Consider the following 24848-nt stretch of genomic DNA (forward strand, 5'->3'; position numbering starts at 1 on the left):
GCAGAAAGTGAAATAAACTGGCTCCCTCTGCGGCGTTGCGTGCCCATGCTTGGCCTTTATTTGATGTCAGTGTTTATTTTCTCGCGTCCTCTCGAGGTGAGAACGAAGACGTCTTTTCCCTCAAAGACAGCAGGCATAATTTCCCGCCCCTTTGCGGCGCCACCATCAAGATTGACCCTGTTGCCATAGTGGGTTGGCGAGTCGACGATGGTGTGCCCATGAATGACCAGCGCTTCATGGGGTTGGGTGTGATTCAAGAATTCATCTCTGATCCACAAGAGGTCTTCTTCGCGCTGCTTTCGCAGGGGGATATTCGGACGTATCCCCGCATGGACAAACAATAGGTCCTGCGTCTGGTAGCTAAGTTGCATACCTTCAAGAAATTCAACGTGCCTACGGGGCACAGCATCGCGGGCGTCTTTGTGAATGTCACGTTGGCTCCGCCCTTCACGAACTTCAACGCCGTAAGAGGCAAGCGTTTTGTCGCCACCCAGGCGTGGGTCGAGCCAGTTCAGCCCGAGTCGCAGACGAAGATCATGTTTGGGGGTTGGCTCAAGGTACCAGTGTAACATTCTGTCATGGTTGCCTTTGATAAAGATCCAACCCGGGTTTGCTTCTTGGCAGGTGATAAGGAGATCAAGGACTTCACGGCTCGCAGGCCCTCTGTCTGTAACATCGCCCAAGAAGACAACCTGCGCATCTTGATCTCCATCTGCCTCAATGCGCTCCAGTGCTTGTTCAAGTAAGGCGATCTGCCCATGAATGTCGCCGATAGCATAGATCATTCCGTCACCTCAATTTTCTGGCGTTATGCAATTTCAGTTAGGGAAATTCCATTGATAGATTGATCGAACGGCGTGATCGCCGCGAAAAACTTGGCGATCACTCCATATCGATGTATGGATGATGACGGAATTCCATCATGGGGGCGAATGTGGCGCGACGTCCGACTGCAAACGATGTTGCTCGCGAAGCGGGTGTGAGTGTAACGACCGTCGATCGTGCAATGAATGGCCGCGCAAGGGTCAGGGAAGAGACCATTCGAAAGATCGCCGAGGCTGCACATCGCATCGGTTACCATGGCAAAGGTTTGTTTGAAGATCGGCTCAAGACTGTCGTTCCCGAGGTTACATTTGGATTCATCCTGTCCAAGAAGGGGCAAGAATTTTACCAGATTTTCGCGCGGGAGATTGAGAAGGCTGTCGCGCAGCGGACCGATGTTCGAATCCGTGCTGATATTAGGTACGCATCGTCCCAGGCGCCGGACGAGTATGCGCGGTTGTTGTCAGAGTTGGGCGAGAGTTGCGATGCAATTGCCTGTGGTGCCGTCAACGACCAACGCCTCACCCAAGTGGTGCAGAGGTTAAAAGACAATGGTGTTCCTGTCTTTTCGATCCTTAATGACTTTGCCCAGGGTGTCAGGAAAAATTATATTGGCACCAACAATATGAAGAGCGGCCGGGTGGCCGCAGGATATCTCACACGGACTCTCAAGCAGTCCGGCAAGCTCGCAATTTTTGTTGGTGGAAACCGATGGCACGGCCATGATTTGCGCGAGGTCGGATTCCGTTCATTCGTTCGAGAGGTAGATCTCGGCTTCACTGTCCTTGATACGCTTGTCAATTTGGAGACGCGGCAGGTGACCTACGAGGCAACACTCGACCTCCTTAACCGCCACCCCGATCTGAAAGGTATTTATGTTGCCGGGGGTGGAATGGAGGGGGCGATAGCGGCTTTGCGGGAGATGCATCCTGCTCCTCGGGTTGGGCTTGTAGTAAACGAATTGACCAGTGAAAGCCGTGCCGGGATGATTGATGGTTATGTCTCGATGGTTATGCAGACACCGCTCGAAATTATTTGCCCTGAATTGGTAAACCTGATGGTCAAGGCGGCCCGAAAAGACGACGATGGCACTGTCGGCCAACATTTTCTCGATCCCCTTATCATCCTCCCAGAGATGCTTGCATGACGTAAAATCATCATTTTGCGTGCGCAGAAAAACGTCATTTTTGATGTGAAAATCCCCCATCAAGCTTGACCGAATCTCATCTGCGCAGCAACGTCGCCTCAACCTATGCGGTGCCACTGGGCAAAACGCGGGTGACGGGAGGAAATATGCACTTTTCGCTTAATCAAATGACGGTGCCTGACATGGGCTTTGCGTCATTTCTGGATTTAGCGGTGCAGCTCGGTTGTTCCGGCGTCGAAGTGCGAAACGATCTAGGCCGACCTCTGTTCGATGGTATTGGCGCCTCTGAAGCTGGCGCATCAATCCGGCGCAAAGGGCTGATCCTCTTTGGCGTGAGCCAAGTTTACCCGTTCAACGATTGGAATGATGAACGAGAAGTGGCGGTTAGACGGCTGACAGAAGCAGCTGTCGAGGCGGGTTCGAAGTCGATCAGTTTGATACCTAGGAACGATGGAACCGGTCTCGGGAATGGGGAGCGTCAGGCGAAGCTCAGGTTGGCACTGCGTTCAATTTTGCCGATTTTGCGAGAGTTCGGGATGATTGGTTTGGTTGAGCCGTTGGGATTTGGGCGTTCCTCGTTGAGGTCCAAAGAGGAACTTGCGCAAATGATTTCATCTCTGGATGCAGAGGCCGAAATCAAGATCGTTCATGACACGTTTCATCATACGCTTGCTGGAGGCGGCGCGCTGTTTCCCGAGGGCACGGGGATCGTCCATATTTCAGGCGTAGTCGATCCGCTGCTCTCGATCGGAGAGATGGAGGATGAGCATCGCGTGCTCGTTGATCATCGTGACCGGATCGGAAATATCGATCAAATTGCTGCGTTGCTATCGGCTGGGTATCGCGGCCCGCTCTCGTTCGAGTGCTTCTCGCCGGAGATTCACCGGCTCGAAGATGCTTTCTCGGCGATAAAAGGATCAATGGATTTCATATCTTCCCAAATTGCCGCAACCGCGGCGTGAGGGAATGTGAATGACCCCGATTTGGGGTTTCCGGCAAAAATAGGTGCACCGGACACCAACTATGGGAGGAAAACCATGAAAAAGACCCTTATTGCATCTGGTGTCGTCGCGTTGATGTCGACAACAGCCATGGCTCAGGAAATCGGAGCAACGTTTTCGAGATTTGATGACAACTGGCTGACGGTCCTGCGCAACGGCATGGTCGAATATGCATCGACCATTGATGGCCTTGTCTATCAGCAGGAAGATGCGACCGATGATATTGCGAAGCAGATCGACCAAGTTAAGAACTTCGTCGCCTCTGGCGTGGATGCGATCATCGTGAACATCGTTGATACGTCTGCCGGTGCAGCCGTTTCTGCTGCTGCAGGAGATGTGCCGCTTGTTTATGTGAACCGTGAACCTGACAACGTCAATGAACTGCCACCGACGCAGGCTTTCGTTGCTTCAAACGAAATCGAGTCAGGTACGCTCTCCGCGTTTGAAGTTTGTAAGAACCTGCGCGCTGAAGGCAAAGGAAGCGGCGCGCGCGGCTACCTGATGAACGGCCAGCTTTCGAACCAAGCGGCGGTTCAGCGCTCGAAAGATGTCTACGATGTTATCGGCATGGACATGTGTAACTTCATGGAAATCATCGACGAGCAAACAGCGAACTGGTCGCGTGATGAAGCGCAAGACTTGATGACCAACTGGATGTCATCTGGCGAACCGTTTGACTTCGTACTGGCAAACAACGACGAAATGGCAATTGGCGCAATTCAGGCCATGAAAGCTGCCGGAATGGATATGGCCGATTTTCAGGTCGGTGGTGTTGACGCATCGCAAGATGCTCTTCTTGTGATGGCGGCAGGCGATTACGATGTCACCGTATTCCAGGACTCTGTTGGTCAAGGTACGGGTTCGATTGACGCTGCGCTGAAGCTTATCGCTGGCGAAAAGGTTGATCAGAAAGTGTACATCCCGTTCGTTCTCGTCACGCCTGAGAACATGGGCGACTTCCTCGCGAAGAACTAAAGGTCCGAACCAGAAAATTCGGGGCGGCGCTCTTTCGTGCCGCCCCTACTTTAAAAGTCAATCGCAGGGGAGGCGAGCATGGCGGATACCAGCCACGGGACTGGCGGTCTTACATTCGACAAGTCCAAGAGGAATTGGCCCAATGAGCTCAATATCCTATTGGCCTTGATCATCATTATCGTGATTTTTGAGGTTATTGGCCAAGTCGCACCTTACATGCGTGGTCAAAGCTTCCTCTTCGATACAAATGACCGTTTTGACAGCATATTCAATGAAGCACGTCTCCAGATTATCATCCTACAAGTTGCGGTAATCGGCATTATCGCGCTCGGGGTCACGCAGGTCATCATCACTGCTGGGATTGATCTTTCATCCGGTCCCCTAGTTGCTGCGACGGCGATGATTGCGATGAGTTTCGCGCAGGTTGCAGAGGTTAACGGATTCGCAAATCCGAAGGCGATATTTGGCCCTTGGGCCATGGATCTGCCCGTCGTCGTACCGGTCGTTATCGGCCTCGCATTCGGTGCGTTCATTGGTGTGATAAACGGAACCTTCATTGCCTACTTCCGTATCCCACCCTTCATCGCTACTCTTGGTATGTTTCTAATTTGTCGGGGGATTGCGCTTTGGTGGTCCGGCGGTAATCCGATCTCGTTCCCCACGGAGGGCTATGCGTGGATCGGTTCGGGAATGATGCCGGTGGTCTGGTTTGTCATTCTCGCGATTATCTTTCAGTTCATCATGAGCTTTACAGTTTACGGCAAGCATACCTATGCAATCGGCTCCAACGAAGAGGCCGCGCGGATGTCAGGTATCAACGTTCGGCGGCACAAAGTGATGGTCTACATGATTGCTTCGATGTTGGCTGCGTTTGCGGGCATCGTGCTGAGTTCGAAAGCGGTGACCGCTCAGGCGGGCATGGGCGAGTTCTATGAACTTTTCGCAATCGCTATGGCGGTCATCGGCGGGATTAGTCTGACAGGCGGCCGCGGTTCCATAATCGGCACGGTACTGGGCGCTATGGTGATCGGGGTTATCCGGTCTGGTTTCACATACATCAAACTTGATGGTTCCTACCAGCTGATGGCCATGGGCGGCATCATCATCGCAGCGGTCATTCTTGATCAGTACCGCCAGCGTAATCGCGCTTGAGCTTGGGGAGAGAAGAAATGAGCGACGAATTCGTTCTGAGAACCGAAGACCTAACCAAGCACTACGGTGGCGTTCATGCGCTTCAAGGTGCGAATTTCAAGCTCCGGAAAGGTGAGCATGTTGCGATCATGGGCGACAATGGCGCGGGTAAGTCGACATTCGTTCGCCAGATCACCGGTGTGGAGCAACGGACCCGTGGCAAGGTTTGGCTTTACGGTGAGGAGGTGAACTTTGCAGGCCCGCTCGATGCGCGCGAAGCAGGAATCGAGACGGTTTTCCAAACGCTGGCTCTTGCTGATGATTTGGATGTGCCTGACAACCTGTTCTTGGGTCGCGAGAAGACCTACGCGAACTGGTTGGGTCCGTTCCGTTTGCTTGACTACAAAGGGATGCGGCAGGCGACGATTGATGGCCTGAACCGGACGGCGGTAAAAATCCCGAATATCCGTAACACAATCCGGAACATGTCAGGCGGTCAGCGCCAATGTGTTGCGATTGCCCGCACCGCGACTTTCCATTCTAAGCTTACGATAATGGATGAGCCGACGGCAGCGCTTGGCGTTCAGGAAACTGCTCAGGTGGAAAATATCATTCGGACGCTGAAGGAAGCCGGTGAGCCGTTGATCTTGATCAGTCACAACATGCGTCAGGTTATGGATCTTGTTGATCGTATCGTGGTCTTTCGACGTGGCCGGATCGTTGCCGATCTCAAGAGAGACGAGACGGACGGGCAAGATGTCGTTGCTTATATCACGGGGGCGAAGACCCAACCTGAGTTTGATGTCGAGGGCGTAACCTGACGCCAATGCTGGTCTAAACTCACTGAACTTGCAGCAGTAACTGGTGGATTGCTGCGACACACCTGCGCCGTATCTTCCGATATGGCGGAACAAAGAGCGCCCAATGGCCCAAGTAACAAAAACACACGGCTCACATGATGTAAGCGTCATGCTTGTTCATGCCGCGGCTTGTCAGTCTGGCCGCACGATTGCTGTTCAACTCTTCGTTGGCGCCTCCGGGCGTTGCGTAAACGTTGGGACCGATCAGGCAAAAGGCGGCGTTACCAGCACTAAGATGCCAGCCGGGTGAGGGGCGCACAATCCATTGCGATGACCCGCGTGGTTGTTGACTATTATCGATTTGTCCCTGCGGCATAGCCTGAATGAAGGAAGAACAAATGACAGTTAGATTTGGTGTTTTGGGGGCAGGTCGCATTGGCCAAGTTCATGCTGGCGCGATTGCATCGGTCGCCGGTGCTGAACTGACTGCTATTGCCGATCCTATCGCCGCTGCGGCCAAGAGCGTCAGCGAGAAGTATGGTTGTGATGTACGCACAATAGACGAGATTGCGGCGAGTGATGATATAGACGCCGTCATCATTTGCACACCGACAGACACACACGCGGATCTGATTGAACAGTTCGCGAAGCTCGGGAAAGCGATCTTCTGTGAGAAGCCGGTTGATCTGTCGCTTGAACGCGTACGGAAGTGTTTGGCTACCGTGGAGGCCGAAGATGCCACGTTGATGGTCGGGTTTAATCGCCGGTTCGACCCAGATTTCATGGCGCTGAAGGCAGCGATTGATACCGGCCAGATTGGTGATGTGGAAATGCTCACAATCACCAGTCGTGATCCGGCGGCTCCTCCTATTGAGTATATCACACGCTCCGGTGGGATATTCAGGGATATGACGATCCACGATTTTGATATCGCCCGCTGGTTGCTGGGCGAGGAGGTGGACTCGGTCATGGCAACGGCCTCGGTTCTGACCGACAAAGCAATTGGTGAAGCTGGGGATTTTGACAGCGCAAATGTTTTGTTGCGAACGGCCAGCGGCAGGCAGGCAGTCATCACAAACTCGCGCCGTGCTATATATGGTTATGATCAACGGATCGAGGTTTTGGGTTCGGAGGGGTTGGTCGCAGCAAAGAACCGCCACGAGTCCAACATAGAGACTGCAGACTCAAACGGCTATAACCGCCCGCCACTGCTGAATTTCTTTATGACCCGATATACCGAGGCCTACGCAAACGAGATCAAGGCTTTTGTTGCGGCGGTTTCAGATGGCGGTCCAACGCCAACGGCAGGAATGGACGGGCTCATGGCCATAGCGCTTGCTGAGGCGGCGGTTCTCTCGGTCAAGGAAGGCAGAGCGGTTTCACTTGCCGAGATATTGAACTGAAAAGGGGGCGGTTGAGATGTCGCGGCTTGATATCATTACAATCGGTCGAAGTTCGGTTGATCTCTATGGCGCTCAGGTGGGTGGCCGTTTGGAAGACATGGGTTCTTTCAACAAGTACATCGGGGGTTCACCAACGAACATTGCCTGCGGAACTGCGAGGCTTGGCCTTAAGTCTGCGGTCATCACGCGTGTCGGTGATGAGCATATGGGGCGATTTATCTGCGAGCAGTTGGCCCGCGAAGGGGTCGACACGCGGGGTGTCATAACCGATCCAGAACGGTTGACCGCACTTGTCTTGCTGGGAATACGCGACGAGGAGCGGTTCCCTTTGATATTCTATCGGGAAAACTGTGCCGATATGGCCCTTTCTGAACAGGATATAGACCCGGATTTCATTAAGGAAGCGCGTGCGGTTGTCGCAACGGGGACCCACCTATCCCATCCTCAGGTGGAAGCCGCGACCCTTCTAGCGCTGAAAATTGCGCGGGCGAATGGAATTCAGACAGCGCTCGATATCGACTACCGGCCCAATCTTTGGGGTGTGGCTGGGCATGGAGATGGAGAGAGCCGTTTTGTTGAAAGTGAAAAAGTCACGACCAAACTGCAATCCACTTTGCATTTCTTCGACCTGATTGTCGGCACGGAGGAGGAGTTTCACATCGCAGGTGGAACGACTGATACCTTAGCCGCCCTAAAAGCCGTTCGCGCGGTTTCCGAGGCGACTCTGGTTTGCAAGCGTGGGGCCGCTGGCGCCGTTGCGTTTGAGGGCGACATTCCCGATAGCCTCGATCTTGGCCAAACAGGCGCTGGTTTTCCAATTGAAGTCTTCAACGTTCTTGGTGCCGGTGATGGTTTCTTCTCTGGCCTGCTAAAAGGATGGTTGGACGGAGAAGATTGGCCGACTGCGCTGAAATACGCCAATGCATGCGGCGCATTCGCTGTCAGCCGACATGGCTGCACACCGGCTTATCCATCGCTGAAAGAACTCGAGTTCTTTCTAAATTGTGGCGTCCAGAGGCCAGATTTGCGTAATGATGCGGAGCTTGAGCAGATCCATTGGGCGACGAACCGCCATGCAGACTGGACGACGCTTCGAACCTTTGCATTCGATCACCGGATGCAACTCGAGGAGATGGAAGGCTATACGCCGCAAAAAGGTTCCGCTTTCAAAGAACTTTGCCTCGATGCCGCTCTTCAGGTGCAAGCTGGGCAAAATGGGTTTGGCATTCTCTGCGACAATCGGATCGGTCGAACGGCATTGCATCGCGCATCAGGTACGGGTCTATGGATCGGACGACCGACGGAATTGCCCGGATCGCGCCCGATAGAGTTCGAGCCTGAATTGGGAGAAGACTTGGGGCAGCTTGGCGAGTGGGCGCGCGAGAATGTCGTCAAGCTGTTGGTGTTTGCACACCCTGATGATGATGCGGAAACACGCGCGCGTCAGGAGCGCCGCGTAAAGCACCTCTTTACCGCAGCTCGGCGGAATGGGCTCGAGTTTCTGTTGGAAATCATTCCCTCGAAGGTCGGCGCTGTCGATGACGAAACATCGGCAATCCTGATCAACCAATTCTATGCAGCGGGGATTTACCCTGATTGGTGGAAGCTGGAGCCTTTCAAAACAGATCCGGCATGGACCAATGCCGTTGCAGCTATCGAGAGCAATGATCCGAATGTTCGTGGAATTGTCGTGCTCGGGCTTGAAGCTGAGGAAGCTGAATTAGCCAAGAGCTTTGCACTTGCAGCAAGGCAACATTTGGTGCGCGGCTTTGCTGTTGGGCGGACGATTTTCGGCAATGCCGCTAGAGCGTGGATGCGGGGGGAGATCAGCGATGCGGAGGCTCGCGACGAGATGGCCACAAAGTTCAGAAGGCTCTGTGAGATTTGGGATACGGCACGGGAGAATGCGACATGACCAAGACAATTAGGCTGACCGCTGCGCAGGCGATGGTTCGCTATCTTGCGGCGCAAAAGATTGCCTCGGGCGAGAATTTTATCGCGGGCTGTTGGGCCATTTTCGGGCATGGGAACGTCGCCGGGCTGGGCGAAGCTTTGTACCAAGTTCAAGATGAAATCCCAACCTATCGCGCGCATAACGAGCAAACGATGTCGCACACGGCGATCGCGTATTCCAAGCAGCTGCGCAGGGATCGCGCGATGATGGTAACTTCCTCAATCGGGCCGGGTGCCACGAACATGGTAACGGCCTGCGCGCTGGCTTATGTTAACCGCCTTCCAGTCCTGTTTGTTCCAGGAGATGTTTTTGCCCATAGAGGGCCTGATCCGGTCCTTCAGCAACCAGAGAATTTTGCAGATGGCACCGTTACGGCGACTGATACGTTCCGACCGATCTCTCGTTATTTTGACCGCATTACTAGACCTGAACAGCTACTGACGGCCCTCCCGCGTGCGATTAGGACGATGACCGATCCGGCCGATTGTGGGCCAGTGACGTTGGCATTCTGTCAAGATGTGCAAGCGGAAGCATTTGATTGGCCAGAAGCCTTTTTTGACGAAAAGGTCTGGCGGCGTCGCGTCCCTCAGCCTGATCCAATTGAGGTGGAGGCAGTCGCGGCGCTTCTGCGAGAGGCCAAGCAGCCGGTTATCGTTGCTGGTGGCGGAACGCACTATGCGCACGCTACCGAGACATTACGCGCTTTCGCTGAGGCACACCAAATCCCGGTGGTGGAGACGCAAGCTGGCAAATCGGCTCTGCCGTGGGATCACCCCCTGAATCTGGGGCCGGTAGGTGTGACAGGCGCAACCAGCGCCAATTCAGTATGCGGTCAAGCGGACCTTGTTCTTGGCGTGGGTACACGGTTCCAGGATTTTACGACAGGTTCATGGTCGCTGTTCGAAAATCCAGAGCGACGTTTGGTAAGCCTGAATGTGCAGGCATATGACGCGGCTAAGCGCGGGGCGGAGCCACTCTGCTGTGACGCCAAAGCTGGGCTTGAAGCACTTTCGACAGCCATTTCGGGCACAGTTTTTGAAGCGCCTGATGCATCGCTAAAAGCGGACTGGTTTTCGTTGGTGGATCCGCTGACGGATGCGCCGGAAGATGACTCGAATACTTTGCCAACCGATATGCAGGTTGTTGGCGCAGTTCAACGAACTGCAAGTGATGGCACGGTCGTCATGTGCGCTGCCGGCACGATGCCTGGCGAATTGCACAAATTGTGGAAGGCCGGAAAACCCGGGTCGTATCACATGGAATATGGCTTTAGCTGCATGGGCTACGAGATTGCTGGCGCAATCGGTATCAAGATGGCCGAGCCGGAGCGGGATGTGGTCTGCTTTACCGGCGACGGGACCTATATGATGGCCAATTCTGAATTGGCTACCGCATGCATGATGGGGATCAAGTTTACGCTGGTAATCACCGATAACAGAGGGTTCGGTTGTATTAATAGGCTTCAGATGGGGACAGGCGGAGAGGAATTTAACTGCCTGCTAGACAAATCCTATCATGTAAAACCGTCCCAAATTGATTTCGCGGCCCATGCGGCTTCAATGGGCGCAAAAGCCGTGAAAGTAACAAGCATTGCTGAGCTTGAAGAGCATCTGAAACGCGCAAAATCCCATGATGGGGTCTATGCAATCGTGCTCGACACAGACCCTTATCCGAGCACTCCACATGGCGGATCATGGTGGGAGGTCGGCATTCCTGAAGTCTCGACCCGTGAGAGCGTGCACGCGGCAAGAGCAGTATTTGATGAGAAACGTCGCAAACAGCGCAGCGTATAAGGAGCTGACAATGAGCGTTAGGGTCGGGATTTCACCGATTGCATGGCAGAACGACGATCTGCCTGACATCACTTCAGAGTTCACCATGGAGCAAGCTTTGAAAGAGGCACGCGAGATTGGGTATACTGGTGTAGAGCGCGGGCAGAGAATGCCGCAAGATACGGAGAGCCTCAGGGTTTATCTCGACCGTTACCAGCTTGCTTTGTGTGGCGGTTGGTGCTCGGGCAACCTGTTGGTCAATGACATCGAAACGGAAAAGGCCGCGATCAAACAGCAAGTCGAACAATTCATCGCGCTGGGCGCGCCGTGTATCGTTTATGCGGAATGTTCAAATACCGTTCAGGGTCAACTCGGCACGCCAGTGAATAACAGGCCGAGGTTATCAAGCGATGAAATCAAGTCGTACGGAAGAAAGCTCAGCGAGATAGCGAAGTGGACCACCGATCTAGGTATGCCGCTGGCATATCATCACCACATGGGATCGATCATCGAAGCAGAAGCCGAAGTTGATGCATTGATGGATGGCTCGAGTGAGCAGGTGACGCTATGCTTCGATAGCGGACATCTCCTTTTTGGTGGTGGTGATGTGATGGCGACCCTTAATCGTTGGGCCAACCGTGTGCATCATGTCCATTTCAAAGATATCAGACCCGACATTGTCGCGGACGTTCGAGAGAACGATCGAAGCTTCTTGGACGCGGTAATAGCAGGCGCTTTTACAGTTCCAGGGGACGGCTGCATCGACTTTCAGGCGATCGCGAATGTATTGAAGGGGATGAATTACGAGGGCTGGATTGTTGTCGAAGCGGAGCAAGACCCAGCCAAGGCCCCCCCGTTCGAGTACTCCAAAATGGGTTATGAGCACATCCTCAATGTATGTGACCGTGCGGGCCTTCCCGTGAGCCAATAGAGGAGGGAACCATGAGGCATGGTGTCTATTTCGAAGAAGCGGATTGTGATCTGCCTTCATTCCAAGAGCTGATTTCGCGCAAGCTATCAAAAGACAGTGTGCCGCTTGTCGACGAGGTGGAAAGGAATATCCCGATCTACGATATGGATCGGCTGCGTGACGTGTTGAATACGGAAATGCGGCAGGAACTTATGGCAGAATGGGCGGCGGTGTTTTCTGCACATTCTGGCATTGTTGTGCTAAAGGCGGCCTACGGTGACACTGACTGTATCGATGCTGCATCGGAAGTGTATCGCAAGATCATTGATGAGGAGCGCACATCAAGCTCTGGCGGAGATCATTTCGCCGCGGCGGGAGCCAACGATAGAGTGTGGAATTCTCTCCAGAAACTCTGCTTGCGTGCGCCGGACGTATTCCTGCCATACTTTGCGAATGACCCGATAGCGGCTGTTTGCGAGGCTTGGCTTGGCCCCTGGTATCAGATGACTGCGCAGGTGAATCAGGTCCGTCCAGGGGGGAAGGCGCAAACAGTTCATCGAGATTATCATCTGGGGTTTCAATCGTCGGCGGATGTGTCGCGGTTTCCAATACAGGCACATCAGATCTCTCCATTGTTAACCCTACAAGGGGCAATCGCGCACGTTGATATGGAAATTGAGAGCGGGCCTACGAAACTCTTGCCGTATTCGCATCTCTTTGAAGCGGGTTATCTTGCGTACCACAACCCAGAATTTGGACAGGTTTTTGAGGATAATTTCGTCCAACTGCCGTTGAAAAAGGGAGATGCTATTTTTTTCAATCCTGCCGTCTTCCACGCGGCGGGAGAAAACAAAAGTAACAACGTAAACCGGCTAGTGAATTTATTGCAGATTTCATCGGCTATGGGGCGTGCGACAGAGGCTGTGGATCGGGTTGCTATGTGCAAAGCGCTCTATCCATCTGTGCTTCGCGCTTGGTCTGACGATGGGCTCTCCGAGGCTGAGCTTGACGCGGTCATCGCTGCAAGCGCCGCGGGATATTCTTTTCCGACAAATTTGGATAGCGATCCGCCTCTGGGAGGCATGGTGCCACAGTCTCAGGCGTCATTGATCAAAGATTCGATTATGCAGCAAATGCCTTATGAAGCGTTTCTGGAGGCGTTGTCGGCTCAGGTGGAAAGACGCAGTGCGTAAAGGGAGTGTTCGATGTCAAAGCTGCATTTGAAGCCATCGGGTACGAATGGAAAGGTGCATGACGTCACCCCTGACTCTGCAGGTTGGGATTACGTTGGATTTTCACTTTATCACCTTCAGGCAGGGGAAAGGGCGCGCGAGGCCACAGGCGAGCGAGAGGTCATCCTCGTTTTAGTTGAAGGAAAGGCGAGTATAACGGCGGCTGGCCGAGAATGGGGTGTTCTCGGCGATCGCATGAATGTTTTCGAAAAGACGCCGCCCCATTGTCTCTATGTGCCCAATGGTAACGAATGGAGCCTTGTTGCCGAGACAAACTGTATCGTCGCTGTTTGTTCGGCGCCTGGTGCTGGCGGACATGAAGCGCGGCGAATTGGACCGGCAGGTATTACTCTTACGCAGCGGGGCAAAGGCGTAAATACCCGCTTCATCAATAACATTGCAATGGAAGCCGAAGACTATTGTGACAGCTTGTTAGTGACCGAGGTCTTCACCCCTGACGGTAATTGGTCGAGCTACCCTAGTCACAGGCATGACGAGGATAATTACCCAAATATAACATATCTGGAGGAAACATATTATCACCGCATAAACCCCGCTGATGGGTTCGGCATCCAAAGGGTATACACCGAGGACGGATCACTCGATGAAACCATGGCCGTCAAAGACGGTGATGTGGTGCTTGTACCTCGTGGTCACCATCCTTGCGGCGCGCCATATGGATTCGAGATGTACTACTTAAATGTTATGGCAGGCCCCCTTCGGAAGTGGCGGTTCAAGCCCGATCCGGTCGTGGCGTGGATCATGGAAAGAGATTCCTAGAAAGGTTTTTCGAACCTCTGGGCTTACGGGATCGCCAAGGTCTTCGACTGCGCATCAAATTCTTTGGCTGATATGAAATTTTCACTTGTTTTTTCATTGCTGTATGGCAACGTGAAAAAATATGGAGGATTTTCATGTCTCAGTTGCGCGCGTCTGATGCACTTCTTGATCCGGTCGAGACGCTCGGCGCGGACATCAGAGCATTGCGGAAGGCTCGCGGACTAACCCTTAGCGCATTGGCCGAAAAATTGGGCCGCTCGGTAGGCTGGTTGAGCCAAGTTGAGAGAGATATCTCCTCGCCGTCTATTGATGATTTGAGAGAAATTGCGGGGATGCTGGATGTTTCCATATCAAGTCTTTTCCGCTCAAATATGCGTGGTGCCGAAAAGGGCCACGTCGTTCGTGAGGGCTCTAGGCGACCCATTGGCAGTAGGGAAGTTGGACTGGTTGAGGAGTTGTTGTCACCTGACCTCACGGATGACTTTGAAGTGGTCCATTCGACGTTTGAACCTAGTGCAATTCTTTCGAAGGCCGTGTCCCGACCGACCCAAGAGTTGGGTTTTATAGTCAGTGGGCAACTGACTTTGTGGATTGGACCTACAAAATACGAACTTTCTCAGGGGGATAGCTTCCGAATTAAGGGCGAGGCATTTCGCTGGGAAAATCCGCATCAAGATCAATGCAAAGTAATTTGGGTGATCGCGCCGCCGATCTACTAGGCGGCTTTAGGGAGAGAAAAGAATGAGTGATTTTCCGACGACCGCGCGCGTTGTTATCATTGGGGGAGGTGCTGTTGGTGCCTCATGTGCTTACCACATCTCCAAGGCTGGTTGGGATGTTGTGTTGCTTGAAAAAAATGAACTAACGGCGGGCAGTACATGGCACGCCGCTGGCAACTGCCCTTCCTTTTCGACGAGTTGGGCGGTCATGAATATGCAGCGATATTCGTTGGACTTGTACCGCCGTCTGGCCGACGAAGTCGACTATCCGATGAATTATCATGTTACGGGATCAATCCGGCTCGGTCACAGCAAGGAACGCATGCAGGAATTCGAGCGCGCTCGGGGCATGGGCATATATCAGGGCATGGACCTTGAAATGATGCAGGTGTCCGATATCAAGGAGCGGTATCCTTTCATTGAAACTTACGATCTGTCGGGTGGGCTATATGATCCGGATGACGGCGATATTGATCCGGCGCAGCTTACCCAAGCGCTTGCCAAAGGTGCGCGCCAGATGGGGGCAAAAATCCTTCGTTTCACGCCCGCAACTGGCGTCAGCAAAGAGAATGACGAGTGGATCGTTCACACCGAAAAGGGTGATATACGCTGCGAAAAGGTCGTGAATGCGGCGGGATATTACGCGCAAAGGGTCGGGGAGTGGTTCAAGCCGTTTGGCGGTCGCACGGTGCCGATGGCCGTGATGAGCCATCAATACTTTCTCACTGAGCCGATCGAAGAATTGGAGCGCTGGTCGAAAGAGAACGGGAAGCTCCCTCTGCTGCGCGATGTGGATTCCAGTTACTATCTAAGGCAGGAAAAGTACGGCTTGAACTTGGGTCCGTATGAGAGAAATGGCAAAGCGCATTGGATTACACCCGATGATCCGATGCCGGATGACTTCAGTTTCCAGCTATACCCCGACGATCTTGAACGCCTTGAGTGGTACATTGAGGATGCGATGGCGCGGGTGCCTATCCTTGGCGCATCGGGTGTAGGGCGGGTCATCAACGGCCCGATCCCATATGCGCCGGATGGTTTACCTCTCATTGGTCCGATGCCTGGGGTGAAAAATGCCTATGAGGCCTGCGTTTTCACCTTTGGCATCACGCAAGCCGGTGGCGCGGGAAAGGTTTTGGCTGAGTGGGTAACCGAAGGGCAGACCGAGTGGGATATGTGGGCTGTCGATCCACGCCGTTTCACGGACTATACTGATCCCCAGTATTGTATCGACAAAGCAATGGAGGTTTATGGCCACGAGTATGCGATGCATTTCCCGTGGCATCGGTGGCCAGCTGCTCCGGATCGCCGTTTGTCGCCTGTTCATGATAAGATTATCGCGCAGGGCGGCCAGATGGGCGCTTATAATGGCTGGGAACGGGCGAATTGGTTTGCCCAATCCGGCGATGATACCAGCGAAGAAGCAACAGAGACTTGGGCGCGATCCGGCCCTTGGGAGCCGCGTATTCGGGAAGAATGTGAAGCGGTCAGGGACAATGTCGGTGTGCTCGACCTGCCGGGCTTTTCGCGCTTCAATCTTGACGGCGAGGGTGCCTCAGACTGGTTGCGCAGCCGGATAACAGGGGCTTTGCCAAAGATCGGCCGCATGAACCTCATCTACTTTGCTGATGAAAGAGGCCGCGTGCTGACTGAGATGTCATGTTTGCGGCATGGTGAAAACCATATGACGCTAATCACTGCAGCAAGCGCCCAGTGGCATGATTGGGAAGTGCTCTGGCGAAACCTCCCCAGCGGGCTGACATTGACAGATCGTAGCGCAGATTTTTCAACATTGATTGTCGTGGGTCCACAATCGCGCGCGCTCTTCGAGCAAATCGGTACAGATGCGGATCTGAGCCAAACATGGCTGAGTCATCAAACTGCAGTTGTTGCGGGTCGTCCTTGCTTGCTTGCTCGGGTTAGTTTTGCTGGCGAGCTCGGCTGGGAAGTCCACGCAGAAAACGAACATATTCCGGCACTTTATGAATCTGTAATTGGCGCTGGAGCCAAGCCATTTGGCATGTGGGCTTTGAACAGCCTGCGTTTAGAGAAGGGCTACCGGACGTGGAAAGGTGATCTATCAACAGATTACAGCGTTCTACAAAGCGGACTGGAGCGCTTTGTAAAATGGGATAAGCCTGACTTCGTCGGAAAAGCCGCAATGGAAGTGGAGCGCCAGCAAGGAATTTCTAAACGTTTTACCACATTGGTCATCGATGCACCCGAAGAGTTCGACGCGCCATACATGGCGACGATCTGGAAAAACGGTGAAATCGTTGGCGAAGTGACCAGCGGAGGTTGGGGTTATCGGGTCGGAAAATCCATTGCTCTCGGGATGGTTAAACCTGAATTGGCTACCGAAGGTACGGCGCTCGAAATCGATATTTTTGGAACACGCTTCGCCGCGACCGTGCAGGCCGATGCTCCGCTGTGGGATCGCGATAATGAAAGGCTTCGTGCATGACACAGCTCCCGAATAAAGCGCGTGTTGTTATCATCGGGGGTGGGGTTGTTGGATGCTCAGTGGCATACCACTTGTCCCAACTCGGGTGGACCGATGTGGTTTTGCTTGAACGGAAGCAATTGACCTCTGGGACGACGTGGCACGCAGCGGGCTTGATCGCGCAGCTGCGCGCTACGGCTAATATGACCAGACTGGCAAAGTACAGTCAGGAGCTCTACGGCTCTCTGGAAGCAGAAACCGGCGTAGCGACCGGTTTTAAGAGAGTCGGGTCGATTACCGTTGCTCTGACTGAAGAAAGGCGGGAGGAGATCTTCCGCTCGGCGGCTATGGCGCGTTCCTTTGGTGTGGAGATTGAAGAGATCTCACCGGACGAGGTCAGGAAGCGTTATCCTCATTTGAATACAGACGACGTTAGAGCCGGTGTTTATCTCCCTAAAGACGGGCAAGGCGACCCTGCGAATATCGCGCTGGCATTGGCTAAAGGAGCGCGCCAGCGCGGTGCAATTGTGCGAGAGCGGGTAAAAGTTAGCGCGATCAAACGATTGGGCCGGCGTGTCACGGGAGTGGATTGGCTGTCAGAGGACGGTGATCGCGGCCACATTGCCTGTGACATGATTGTCAACTGTGCGGGCATGTGGGGCCACGAGGTTGGCAGGATGGCTGGGGTGAACGTACCGCTGCATGCGTGTGAACATTTTTATATCGTCTCGGAACCCATCCAGGGCCTAACGCAGCTGCCCGTCCTCCGGGTGCCTGACGAGTGCGCTTACTACAAAGAGGATGCAGGGAAGATAATGCTCGGGGCGTTCGAGCCCAACGCAAAACCCTGGGGGATGAAAGGCATTCCCGAGTCTTTCGAGTTTGATCAACTTCCTGAGGATTTCGATCACTTTGAGCCGATTCTAGAGGCTGCTGTGAACAGAATGCCCATGTTGGCAGAAGCGGGGATACATACGTTTTTCAACGGTCCTGAAAGTTTTACTCCTGATGATGCATACCACTTGGGGCTTGCGCCTGAGATGGACAATGTATGGGTGGCAGCTGGATTTAATTCGATCGGTATCCAGAGTGCGGGTGGGGCAGGTATGGCCTTGAGCCAATGGATGGATGCGGGCGAAAAACCATTTGATCTGGGTGATGTCGACATTTCCAGAATGCAGCCTTTTCAGGGAAACAAGCATTACCTTTACGAACGCTCAAAAGAGACATTGGGCCTTCTGTACGCAGATCATTTTCCGTTCCGTCAAAAAGCAACAGCGCGTGGGGTGAGGCGAACGCCGTTTCATTACCAACTCGCAGAGAATGGTGCCGTATTTGGCGAACTTGCCGGCTGGGAACGGGCGAATTGGTACGCGCGAGACGGGCAGGAACGGGAATATGCCTACAGCTGGAAACGGCAGAACTTCTTCGATAACGTGGCCGAAGAGCATCGCGCCGTTCGGTCTGGGGTTGGCATGTATGACATGTCAAGTTTCGGGAAACTCCGAGTCGAAGGCACGGATGCGGAGGCGTTCCTCAACCGCGTATGCGGTGCGGATATGCGCGTTCCAGCCGGAAAGATTGTTTACACCCAATTCCTGAATAACAGAGGCGGCATCGAAGCGGATGTTACTGTCACGCGTCTTAGCGAGACGTCTTTCCTTGTGGTGACCCCTGCAGCTACGCGTCTCGCTGACGAAACGTGGCTTAGGCGACATGCCGAAGGGGCGAAGGTGGTCATTGTTGATATGACCGCTGCTGAAGGCGTTCTCGCAATTATGGGACCGAAATCGCGGGAGGTCTTACAAACGATTTCCCCGAATGATTTTTCGAATGAAGCAAACCCGTTCGGAACCGCGCAAGAAATTGAATTGGGCTTCGGTCTTGCGCGGGTGCATCGGGTTTCATACGTCGGGGAGCTAGGCTGGGAAATTTATGTTTCCTCAGACATGGCGGCACATGCGTTTGAGACATTGCTCAAAGCTGGCGAGGAGCATGATCTCAAGCTTTGTGGAATGCACATGATGGATTGTTGCCGCATTGAGAAAGCTTTTCGCCATTTTGGGCATGACATTACCTGCGAAGATCATGTGTTAGAGGCCGGGCTCGGTTTCGCTGTTGGCAAAAACAAAGGTGATTTCATTGGGCGCGCCGCCGTCGAGGCCAAAAAAGAAAGTGGTTTGGAACGGCGTTTGTTGCAATTCAAGCTGACCGAGTCTGAGCCACTACTTTACCATAATGAGCCGGTTATCCGAGATGGTGAGATTGTTGGCCATCTCACATCTGGCGCCTATGGACACCATTTAGGCGCCGCTATCGGTATGGGGTACGTTCCCTGCAAGGGTGAACGCGCCGAGGATCTATTGAGCTCGCTCTATGAAATAGATGTCATGGGCACCCGAGTGCGTGCGGAGGCGTCGTTGAAACCTATGTACGACCCAACTGGTGCGCGCGTGAAGACGTAGACCTCGGATATCGTCTGCGCTAAGCGGAGGCATGTCTGATGTCTATTCACCACCTAATGATCCACTCGTGATCCTACATGAGGATCACGAGCTACTCGTCGTTGATAAGCCGTCAGGCTTGCTCTCAGTGCCGGGAAAAGGTGAGCATCTTTCAGACTGCCTTTTAGCGCGGGTACAGGCGGCTTTTCCGACGGCGTTGCTTGTACACCGGCTGGATAGAGACACCTCTGGCGTTATCGTTTTCGCTCTTTCACCTCATGCCCAACGGCATTTGGGCCTCCAATTCGAAAGACGGCAGGTGAAGAAGACCTATGTTGCGCGCGTGTGGGGCGAGATCAGCGACAAGAAAGGCTCTATAGATCTTCCTTTGATTGTTGATTGGCCAAACCGCCCGCTACAGATGGTCGACTTCGAGAACGGAAAAAAGGCGGTGACTGACTGGCGTGTCGTGCGCGCGCGGGCTGGGGAAACACGCGTTCGGCTTATGCCGCAAACGGGGCGCAGCCATCAGCTAAGGGTTCATATGAAAGAGATCGGTCATCCGATTCTAGGGGATCCGTTTTATGCCCACGGCCCAGCAAGGGAGTATCCGCGCCTTATGCTGCATTCAGAGACTCTCCAGTTGCGCCATCCTGACGGCGGTGCGGGGGTCCGTATCAACGCACCTGCACCCTTCTAGCTTCCATTTGATCCCGCCGCCGACTGGTGCGTGCTGTCTCGGTTCGTGTCATCGCTAAGAGGTAAACGCTTCGATGGTGCACGACGATGTTCTTTATGTGAATGTCGAAGAGAAGGATTGATTCGAGGTAGAGACTTTATGGCGAGTAAAGCGCCTCCTTTAATTATCGGCTGGAGAGAAGTCATTCAGTTGCCAGAACTGGGGCTTTCTGGCTTGAACGCAAAGATCGATACCGGTGCGCGTACATCGGCGTTGCATGCCCGCAAGATTGCGACCTTCCAGAAAGACGGGGAAACTTGGGTAAGGTTCAATGTACGCCATCGCGAGGTCGCAGGCGCTGTTGATTGCCAAGCGCGCGTAGTGGATGAGCGTTGGATAACGAATACATCTGGTAAGCCTGAAAGCCGCCTGATTATCAGCACGATGATGCAGCTTGGTAAGCGGTCTTGGCGAATCGAGTTATCTTTGGCTGACCGGAAGGCGATGACGATGCCGATCATTCTCGGGCGGACAGCACTCAGGCGGCGTAATATCTTGATAAGTGCAGGTCGGTCGTGGGTGACCCAAAAACCTGGAAAGGAACACCAATGAAGATCGCGATGTTGGCTCGAAACGCGAACCTGTATTCCCACCGACGCCTTGTGGAAGCCGCAAAAGCTCGTGGGCATGAGTTGGAAATAATCAACACGCTTCGATGCTATATGAACATTGCCAGTCGTCGTCCCGAGGTATGGTACAACGGAGAAAAACTGCCCCGTTTTGATGCAGTTATCCCGCGTATCGGTGCCTCTGTAACGTTCTACGGGCTTGCCGTGCTTCGACAGTTCGAGATGATGGGCGTGTATCCTGTCAATGAAAGTGTCGCGATCGGTCGCAGTCGCGACAAACTGCGTTCGATGCAACTTCTTGCGCGGGATGGAATCGGGCTTCCTGTGACAACATTCGCGCATGACCCTAAACAGACCGAAGAGGTTATTCGATTGGCTGGTGGTGCTCCGGTCGTTGTGAAACTGCTTGAGGGAACTCAAGGTATTGGCGTTGTCTTGGCCGATACAGAACGATCTGCAAAGTCAGTGATCGAGGCTTTCCGTGGGGCGGGCGTCAATATTATGGCGCAAGAATTCATCCGAGAGGCCGGCGGCAGCGATATTCGTGCGCTGGTAATCGGAGGGAAGGTTGTCGCAGCGATGCAGCGGAGTGGAGCGAAGGGTGAGTTCCGCTCCAACTTGCATCGCGGTGGAAGTGCCAAAGCGGTGAAGATTACGCCGGAAGAACGCGCGACCGCCATTAGGGCCGCCAAGACGCTTGGTTTGAATGTCTGTGGCGTTGATATGTTGCGCTCCAATCACGGGCCGGTTGTGATGGAGGTGAATTCGTCACCTGGATTGGAAGGGGTCGAGAAGGCTACTGGGCGAGATATCGCCGGAAAAATCATCGAGTTCATTGAGAAAAATGCGAAAGATGGAAAAACAAGAACCAAAGGCAAAGGGTAGATGCGGTTCTGCGCGTAGTTGACATAGATGACCTTGCGCTTCAGTGAGGCCTGCAAGCGCCAAACTTTGAAAAGGAAACGCTGTGTCTGATGATCGCCTCATTGTTGCAATGGATGTTCCGAATGCTTTGGCTGGCCTGGAGTTGGCGCGTAGGCTTGGCGATACGGTCAGCTTTTACAAGATTGGTCTTGGCATGCTGACCGGTGGGGGATTGGCGCTCGCGGATGAGCTGAAGAGAGAATACGGAAAGCGCATTTTTCTGGACATGAAGTTCTTCGATATCCCAGCCACGGTTGAGGCAGCCGTTCGCGGAATTGCCCAATTTGATCTAGATTTTTTAACAGTGCATGGCGATCCGCACGTTGTTCGGGCTGCGAAAGAAGGTGCGTCTGGAACTGATCTGAAAATCTTAGGTGTAACAGTGCTGACTTCGCTTAGCCGCGAAGATCTGGATGCAGCTTGCATCAAAAACGGGGCAATCGACGAATTGGTGGTTGAGAGAGCCATCAAAGCCTTTGAGGCCGGCGCGGACGGTGTGATTGCAAGCCCCCAAGAAGCGGCTCGAATTAGAGATCTTCCAGAAGCGAACAGAAAATTGATCGTCACGCCCGGTGTGCGCCCGACAGGGGCTGATCTAAACGATCAAAAGCGTGTCATGGCTCCGGCTGACGCGGTGAAAGCGGGCGTTGATCATATCGTTGTCGGGCGCCCGATCTGGCAAGCTGCTGACCCTGCTGCCGCTGCAAAAGCGATAGTGGAAGAAATGCAGCATGCTGACCAAACTGCCGGATGAGGGGAGCTCAAACATTTTTCCTTCGCTAATTGATGACTAGGCGAATTGAGAAATTGTTTGGGTCAGCTTTGTTGGCTGCACCGAAATTGGACAATTGTCGTTTCGCGAATCGCGGCATAGTTTTCTACGCATGCCATCAATGTGCCGAGACTGTTGCGCGACGTTTGAGGTGGGACCTCGCTGTCCCTCCTGCCGCAGTCCTCGGACCGTTTCTCATCTGGAATTATTTAGCCTTCACATCGCGCACATGGATTGCGACGCATTCTACGCAAGCGTGGAAAAACGAGACAATCCAGAACTTCGAGACAAACCCGTTATAATTGGGGGCGGTCGACGGGGGGTGGTGTCGACCGCTTGCTATCTGGCACGGATCAAAGGTGTTCGTTCAGCGATGCCGATGTTTCAGGCACTTCGGCTGTGCCCTGAAGCGGTAGTTGTTAGGCCGCGGATGGACGCCTACGCTGAAGTCTCGCGTGCTATTCGCGACATGATGTTTGATTTGACCCCTCTGGTGGAGCCGCTCTCTTTGGACGAAGCATTCATGGACCTGTCGGGGACTGAACGTGTGCATGGTGCCCCGCCGGCGGTCGTTCTGGCGAGGCTTGTTAAGCGCATGAAGGCTGAGTTGGGAGTATCTGGTTCGATCGGTCTGTCACACAATAAGTTCTTGGCAAAAATCGCTAGTGACCTCGATAAGCCGCATGGTTTTTCAATCATTGGGGTTGAGGAAACGACGGATTTTCTAAGCCGCAAACCAGTTCGCATGATCTGGGGCGTGGGACCATCTACACAAGAAAGTCTGGCTTCGGCGGGGATACGCACGTTCGACGACCTTTTGAGATGGGAACTGGAAGATTTACAGAAACGGTTCGGGAACACCGGCGCGCGCCTCTGGAAGCTTGCGCGCGGGCAAGATGCGAGAAGTGTTTCCAACTCAGGGAACATTAAGACCATTTCAAATGAAACAACGTTTGAGTCGGATGTTTCGTCAGTGGATGTACTGGATGGATATTTATGGCGCATGTCTGAGAAAGTCAGCGACCGTGCGAAGGTGCAATTGAAGGCTGGGCGCATCATAACGCTGAAGTTGAAAACAGCTGATCATAAAATCATTACGCGACGGAAGAGCCTGCATCAGCCTACGCAAATGACCGAAAGCATTTATGGCGCCGCGAAAAATATGCTAGATCGTGTCGCGTTGGGTTCTTCTTTCAGATTGTTGGGCGTCGGCTTGGGTGGCCTTACGTCTTCGAACGAAGCGGATTTGGAAGGCGATCTGTTGGACCCTGATGCAATGCGTCGCGCAAAGGCTGAGCGGGCTACAGACAGCATTCGAAAAAAATTTGGCAAAGGGTCAATTCTGAAAGGACGGGCGTTGCGTTGAAATCTATTCGGCTGCGATCTTCGATGTTCTTGGCCTGCCAATTTCGACGATCTCCGCGATGACGCGATCAAGGCGAGATCTGAAATCGTAAAAGCCTTCAAGGCGTGTGATCTGTTTCTCGTTCATATAGAGCGATCTGTTTATTTCTATCTGAACAACATGTTGATGAAATGCCGGGTGGCCGTAGCGCTGGGCAATATAGGCTCCTGCGAAGGGCTGATTATGAGCCACTTGAAAACCAGCAGATGTGAATGCGGCCTCAATCTTGTCGACAATGAGTTTTGAACATGCACCACCGAAGCGGTCCCCCAGCACGATGTCGGGTCTTGGGGTGCCCTTTCGAGTTGCGCTGCGCAAGGCTTCATCGGGCATTGAATGACAGTCGATCAGGATTGATTCACCAAATATCCTTTTATTCTCAAGGATAAGTTTCTGCAGTTCTGTGTGATATGGCTGCCAGTATTCGGAAATTCTCCTATTAGCTTCTTCGAGGCTGATCTTGCCGTGATAAATATGGCGCCCGTTAGCGACAACGCGCGGTACAACACCTAATCCGTTAGTAACTCGAGCAGATTGGGGGGCTTTGCGAACGCCTGTAATCAGCGCAGGATCAAGATCGTCAGATGCGCGGTTCAGGTCCAGGAATGCACGCGGCGCGTTAGCTAGGAGCAAGGGTGCGCCGTGTTGGATCGCGCTTGAGAACAGTTCATCAACGAACGCGTCCTCGGACGAGCGTATTGCCTGCATATCGAGGAGTGTTTGATCCATCAGGGCACGACTGTAATTTCGCCCGCTGTGTGGCGAGGCAAAAATCACACTCGTCTGCTGATCTCTTGGACGGTGAACCAAAAAACTTGTGATCGTCATGGGGCCTCCTCGAAAAAAAGAATAGCGCATAAATCCGTTTTGCCAAAAGCGCTTGATCCCCCCAGCGACTCTTTATAT

Annotated in this window: 21 protein-coding genes; 19 read left to right on the forward strand and 2 right to left on the reverse strand. The window is 53.4% G+C overall.

Annotated features, from left to right (window positions below; translation table 11 throughout):
• Window positions 1–56: 56 nt before the first annotated feature.
• Window positions 57–785: a metallophosphoesterase gene (locus tag AB1E42_RS01600; RefSeq protein ID WP_368345259.1), complete on the reverse strand. Its 729-nt coding sequence runs from the start codon at window positions 783–785 to the stop codon at window positions 57–59.
• Window positions 786–922: 137 nt separating this feature from the next.
• Here AB1E42_RS01600 and AB1E42_RS01605 point away from each other — a divergent pair, with 137 nt between their 5' ends.
• The 19 genes from AB1E42_RS01605 to AB1E42_RS01695 all read left to right on the forward strand — a co-directional run bounded on the left by AB1E42_RS01605 (window position 923) and on the right by AB1E42_RS01695 (window position 23903).
• Window positions 923–1969: a LacI family DNA-binding transcriptional regulator gene (locus tag AB1E42_RS01605; RefSeq protein ID WP_368345260.1), complete on the forward strand. Its 1047-nt coding sequence runs from the start codon at window positions 923–925 to the stop codon at window positions 1967–1969.
• Window positions 1970–2115: 146 nt separating this feature from the next.
• Window positions 2116–2931 (forward strand): TIM barrel protein, encoded by an 816-nt coding sequence (locus AB1E42_RS01610; RefSeq protein ID WP_368345261.1) that lies wholly within the window; start codon window positions 2116–2118, stop codon window positions 2929–2931.
• Window positions 2932–3006: 75 nt separating this feature from the next.
• A complete protein-coding gene (locus AB1E42_RS01615; RefSeq protein WP_368345262.1) occupies window positions 3007–3945 on the forward strand; it encodes a substrate-binding domain-containing protein in 939 nt (312 codons plus the stop codon).
• A gap of 78 nt (window positions 3946–4023) precedes the next feature.
• Window positions 4024–5097 carry an ABC transporter permease gene (locus AB1E42_RS01620; protein ID WP_368345263.1) on the forward strand — a complete coding sequence of 358 codons (1074 nt, stop codon included), beginning with the start codon at window positions 4024–4026 and terminating at the stop codon, window positions 5095–5097.
• Between the two features lie 17 nt (window positions 5098–5114).
• Window positions 5115–5897 (forward strand): ATP-binding cassette domain-containing protein, encoded by a 783-nt coding sequence (locus tag AB1E42_RS01625; RefSeq protein ID WP_368345264.1) that lies wholly within the window; start codon window positions 5115–5117, stop codon window positions 5895–5897.
• A gap of 377 nt (window positions 5898–6274) precedes the next feature.
• Complete coding sequence (iolG, locus tag AB1E42_RS01630; protein ID WP_368345265.1) at window positions 6275–7279, forward strand: inositol 2-dehydrogenase; 1005 nt, start codon at window positions 6275–6277, stop codon at window positions 7277–7279.
• Window positions 7280–7295: 16 nt separating this feature from the next.
• Window positions 7296–9194 carry a 5-dehydro-2-deoxygluconokinase gene (iolC, locus tag AB1E42_RS01635; protein WP_368345266.1) on the forward strand — a complete coding sequence of 633 codons (1899 nt, stop codon included), beginning with the start codon at window positions 7296–7298 and terminating at the stop codon, window positions 9192–9194.
• Entirely contained in the window at window positions 9191–11026 is a 1836-nt protein-coding gene (gene iolD, locus AB1E42_RS01640) for a 3D-(3,5/4)-trihydroxycyclohexane-1,2-dione acylhydrolase (decyclizing) (RefSeq protein WP_368345267.1), read from the forward strand. The genes iolC and iolD overlap by 4 nt, the downstream gene beginning before the upstream one ends.
• 10 nt (window positions 11027–11036) lie before the next feature.
• Window positions 11037–11936 (forward strand): myo-inosose-2 dehydratase, encoded by a 900-nt coding sequence (iolE, locus tag AB1E42_RS01645; RefSeq protein ID WP_368345268.1) that lies wholly within the window; start codon window positions 11037–11039, stop codon window positions 11934–11936.
• 11 nt (window positions 11937–11947) lie between these two features.
• Entirely contained in the window at window positions 11948–13108 is a 1161-nt protein-coding gene (locus AB1E42_RS01650; RefSeq protein WP_368345269.1) for a phytanoyl-CoA dioxygenase family protein, read from the forward strand.
• A 12-nt stretch (window positions 13109–13120) separates the two neighbouring features.
• Window positions 13121–13927 carry a 5-deoxy-glucuronate isomerase gene (gene iolB, locus AB1E42_RS01655; protein WP_368345270.1) on the forward strand — a complete coding sequence of 269 codons (807 nt, stop codon included), beginning with the start codon at window positions 13121–13123 and terminating at the stop codon, window positions 13925–13927.
• 134 nt (window positions 13928–14061) lie between these two features.
• Entirely contained in the window at window positions 14062–14646 is a 585-nt protein-coding gene (locus AB1E42_RS01660) for a helix-turn-helix domain-containing protein (protein WP_368345271.1), read from the forward strand.
• Window positions 14647–14668: 22 nt separating this feature from the next.
• Entirely contained in the window at window positions 14669–17110 is a 2442-nt protein-coding gene (locus tag AB1E42_RS01665; RefSeq protein ID WP_368345272.1) for an FAD-dependent oxidoreductase, read from the forward strand.
• Window positions 17107–19554: an FAD-dependent oxidoreductase gene (locus AB1E42_RS01670; protein ID WP_368345273.1), complete on the forward strand. Its 2448-nt coding sequence runs from the start codon at window positions 17107–17109 to the stop codon at window positions 19552–19554. The genes AB1E42_RS01665 and AB1E42_RS01670 overlap by 4 nt, the downstream gene beginning before the upstream one ends.
• A gap of 31 nt (window positions 19555–19585) precedes the next feature.
• Complete coding sequence (locus tag AB1E42_RS01675) at window positions 19586–20233, forward strand: RluA family pseudouridine synthase (RefSeq protein WP_368345274.1); 648 nt, start codon at window positions 19586–19588, stop codon at window positions 20231–20233.
• 138 nt (window positions 20234–20371) lie between these two features.
• Window positions 20372–20824 (forward strand): ATP-dependent zinc protease, encoded by a 453-nt coding sequence (locus tag AB1E42_RS01680; RefSeq protein ID WP_368345275.1) that lies wholly within the window; start codon window positions 20372–20374, stop codon window positions 20822–20824.
• Complete coding sequence (gene rimK / locus AB1E42_RS01685) at window positions 20821–21726, forward strand: 30S ribosomal protein S6--L-glutamate ligase (RefSeq protein WP_368345276.1); 906 nt, start codon at window positions 20821–20823, stop codon at window positions 21724–21726. The genes AB1E42_RS01680 and rimK overlap by 4 nt, the downstream gene beginning before the upstream one ends.
• A gap of 109 nt (window positions 21727–21835) precedes the next feature.
• Window positions 21836–22519, forward strand: coding sequence for an orotidine-5'-phosphate decarboxylase (gene pyrF / locus AB1E42_RS01690; RefSeq protein WP_368346343.1), 684 nt, complete (start codon window positions 21836–21838; stop codon window positions 22517–22519).
• 130 nt (window positions 22520–22649) lie between these two features.
• Complete coding sequence (locus AB1E42_RS01695) at window positions 22650–23903, forward strand: DNA polymerase IV (protein ID WP_368346344.1); 1254 nt, start codon at window positions 22650–22652, stop codon at window positions 23901–23903.
• 3 nt (window positions 23904–23906) lie between these two features.
• On the opposite strand, the gene AB1E42_RS01700 is transcribed toward AB1E42_RS01695, so the two are convergent.
• Entirely contained in the window at window positions 23907–24770 is an 864-nt protein-coding gene (locus tag AB1E42_RS01700; protein WP_368345277.1) for an N-formylglutamate amidohydrolase, read from the reverse strand.
• Window positions 24771–24848 lie beyond the last annotated feature (78 nt).

It is taken from the genome of Pelagovum sp. HNIBRBA483 (genome assembly GCF_040931995.1).
Lineage (GTDB): Bacteria > Pseudomonadota > Alphaproteobacteria > Rhodobacterales > Rhodobacteraceae > JAEPMR01.

Coding starts and splice junctions, on each gene's coding strand:
- AB1E42_RS01600 (WP_368345259.1), bottom strand. CDS start 785: ATGATCTATGCTATCGGCGACATTCATGGGCAGATCGCCTTACTTGAA.
- AB1E42_RS01605 (WP_368345260.1), top strand. CDS start 923: ATGGGGGCGAATGTGGCGCGACGTCCGACTGCAAACGATGTTGCTCGC.
- AB1E42_RS01610 (WP_368345261.1), top strand. CDS start 2,116: ATGCACTTTTCGCTTAATCAAATGACGGTGCCTGACATGGGCTTTGCG.
- AB1E42_RS01615 (WP_368345262.1), top strand. CDS start 3,007: ATGAAAAAGACCCTTATTGCATCTGGTGTCGTCGCGTTGATGTCGACA.
- AB1E42_RS01620 (WP_368345263.1), top strand. CDS start 4,024: ATGGCGGATACCAGCCACGGGACTGGCGGTCTTACATTCGACAAGTCC.
- AB1E42_RS01625 (WP_368345264.1), top strand. CDS start 5,115: ATGAGCGACGAATTCGTTCTGAGAACCGAAGACCTAACCAAGCACTAC.
- iolG (WP_368345265.1), top strand. CDS start 6,275: ATGACAGTTAGATTTGGTGTTTTGGGGGCAGGTCGCATTGGCCAAGTT.
- iolC (WP_368345266.1), top strand. CDS start 7,296: ATGTCGCGGCTTGATATCATTACAATCGGTCGAAGTTCGGTTGATCTC.
- iolD (WP_368345267.1), top strand. CDS start 9,191: ATGACCAAGACAATTAGGCTGACCGCTGCGCAGGCGATGGTTCGCTAT.
- iolE (WP_368345268.1), top strand. CDS start 11,037: ATGAGCGTTAGGGTCGGGATTTCACCGATTGCATGGCAGAACGACGAT.
- AB1E42_RS01650 (WP_368345269.1), top strand. CDS start 11,948: ATGAGGCATGGTGTCTATTTCGAAGAAGCGGATTGTGATCTGCCTTCA.
- iolB (WP_368345270.1), top strand. CDS start 13,121: ATGTCAAAGCTGCATTTGAAGCCATCGGGTACGAATGGAAAGGTGCAT.
- AB1E42_RS01660 (WP_368345271.1), top strand. CDS start 14,062: ATGTCTCAGTTGCGCGCGTCTGATGCACTTCTTGATCCGGTCGAGACG.
- AB1E42_RS01665 (WP_368345272.1), top strand. CDS start 14,669: ATGAGTGATTTTCCGACGACCGCGCGCGTTGTTATCATTGGGGGAGGT.
- AB1E42_RS01670 (WP_368345273.1), top strand. CDS start 17,107: ATGACACAGCTCCCGAATAAAGCGCGTGTTGTTATCATCGGGGGTGGG.
- AB1E42_RS01675 (WP_368345274.1), top strand. CDS start 19,586: ATGTCTGATGTCTATTCACCACCTAATGATCCACTCGTGATCCTACAT.
- AB1E42_RS01680 (WP_368345275.1), top strand. CDS start 20,372: ATGGCGAGTAAAGCGCCTCCTTTAATTATCGGCTGGAGAGAAGTCATT.
- rimK (WP_368345276.1), top strand. CDS start 20,821: ATGAAGATCGCGATGTTGGCTCGAAACGCGAACCTGTATTCCCACCGA.
- pyrF (WP_368346343.1), top strand. CDS start 21,836: ATGGATGTTCCGAATGCTTTGGCTGGCCTGGAGTTGGCGCGTAGGCTT.
- AB1E42_RS01695 (WP_368346344.1), top strand. CDS start 22,650: ATGCCATCAATGTGCCGAGACTGTTGCGCGACGTTTGAGGTGGGACCT.
- AB1E42_RS01700 (WP_368345277.1), bottom strand. CDS start 24,770: ATGACGATCACAAGTTTTTTGGTTCACCGTCCAAGAGATCAGCAGACG.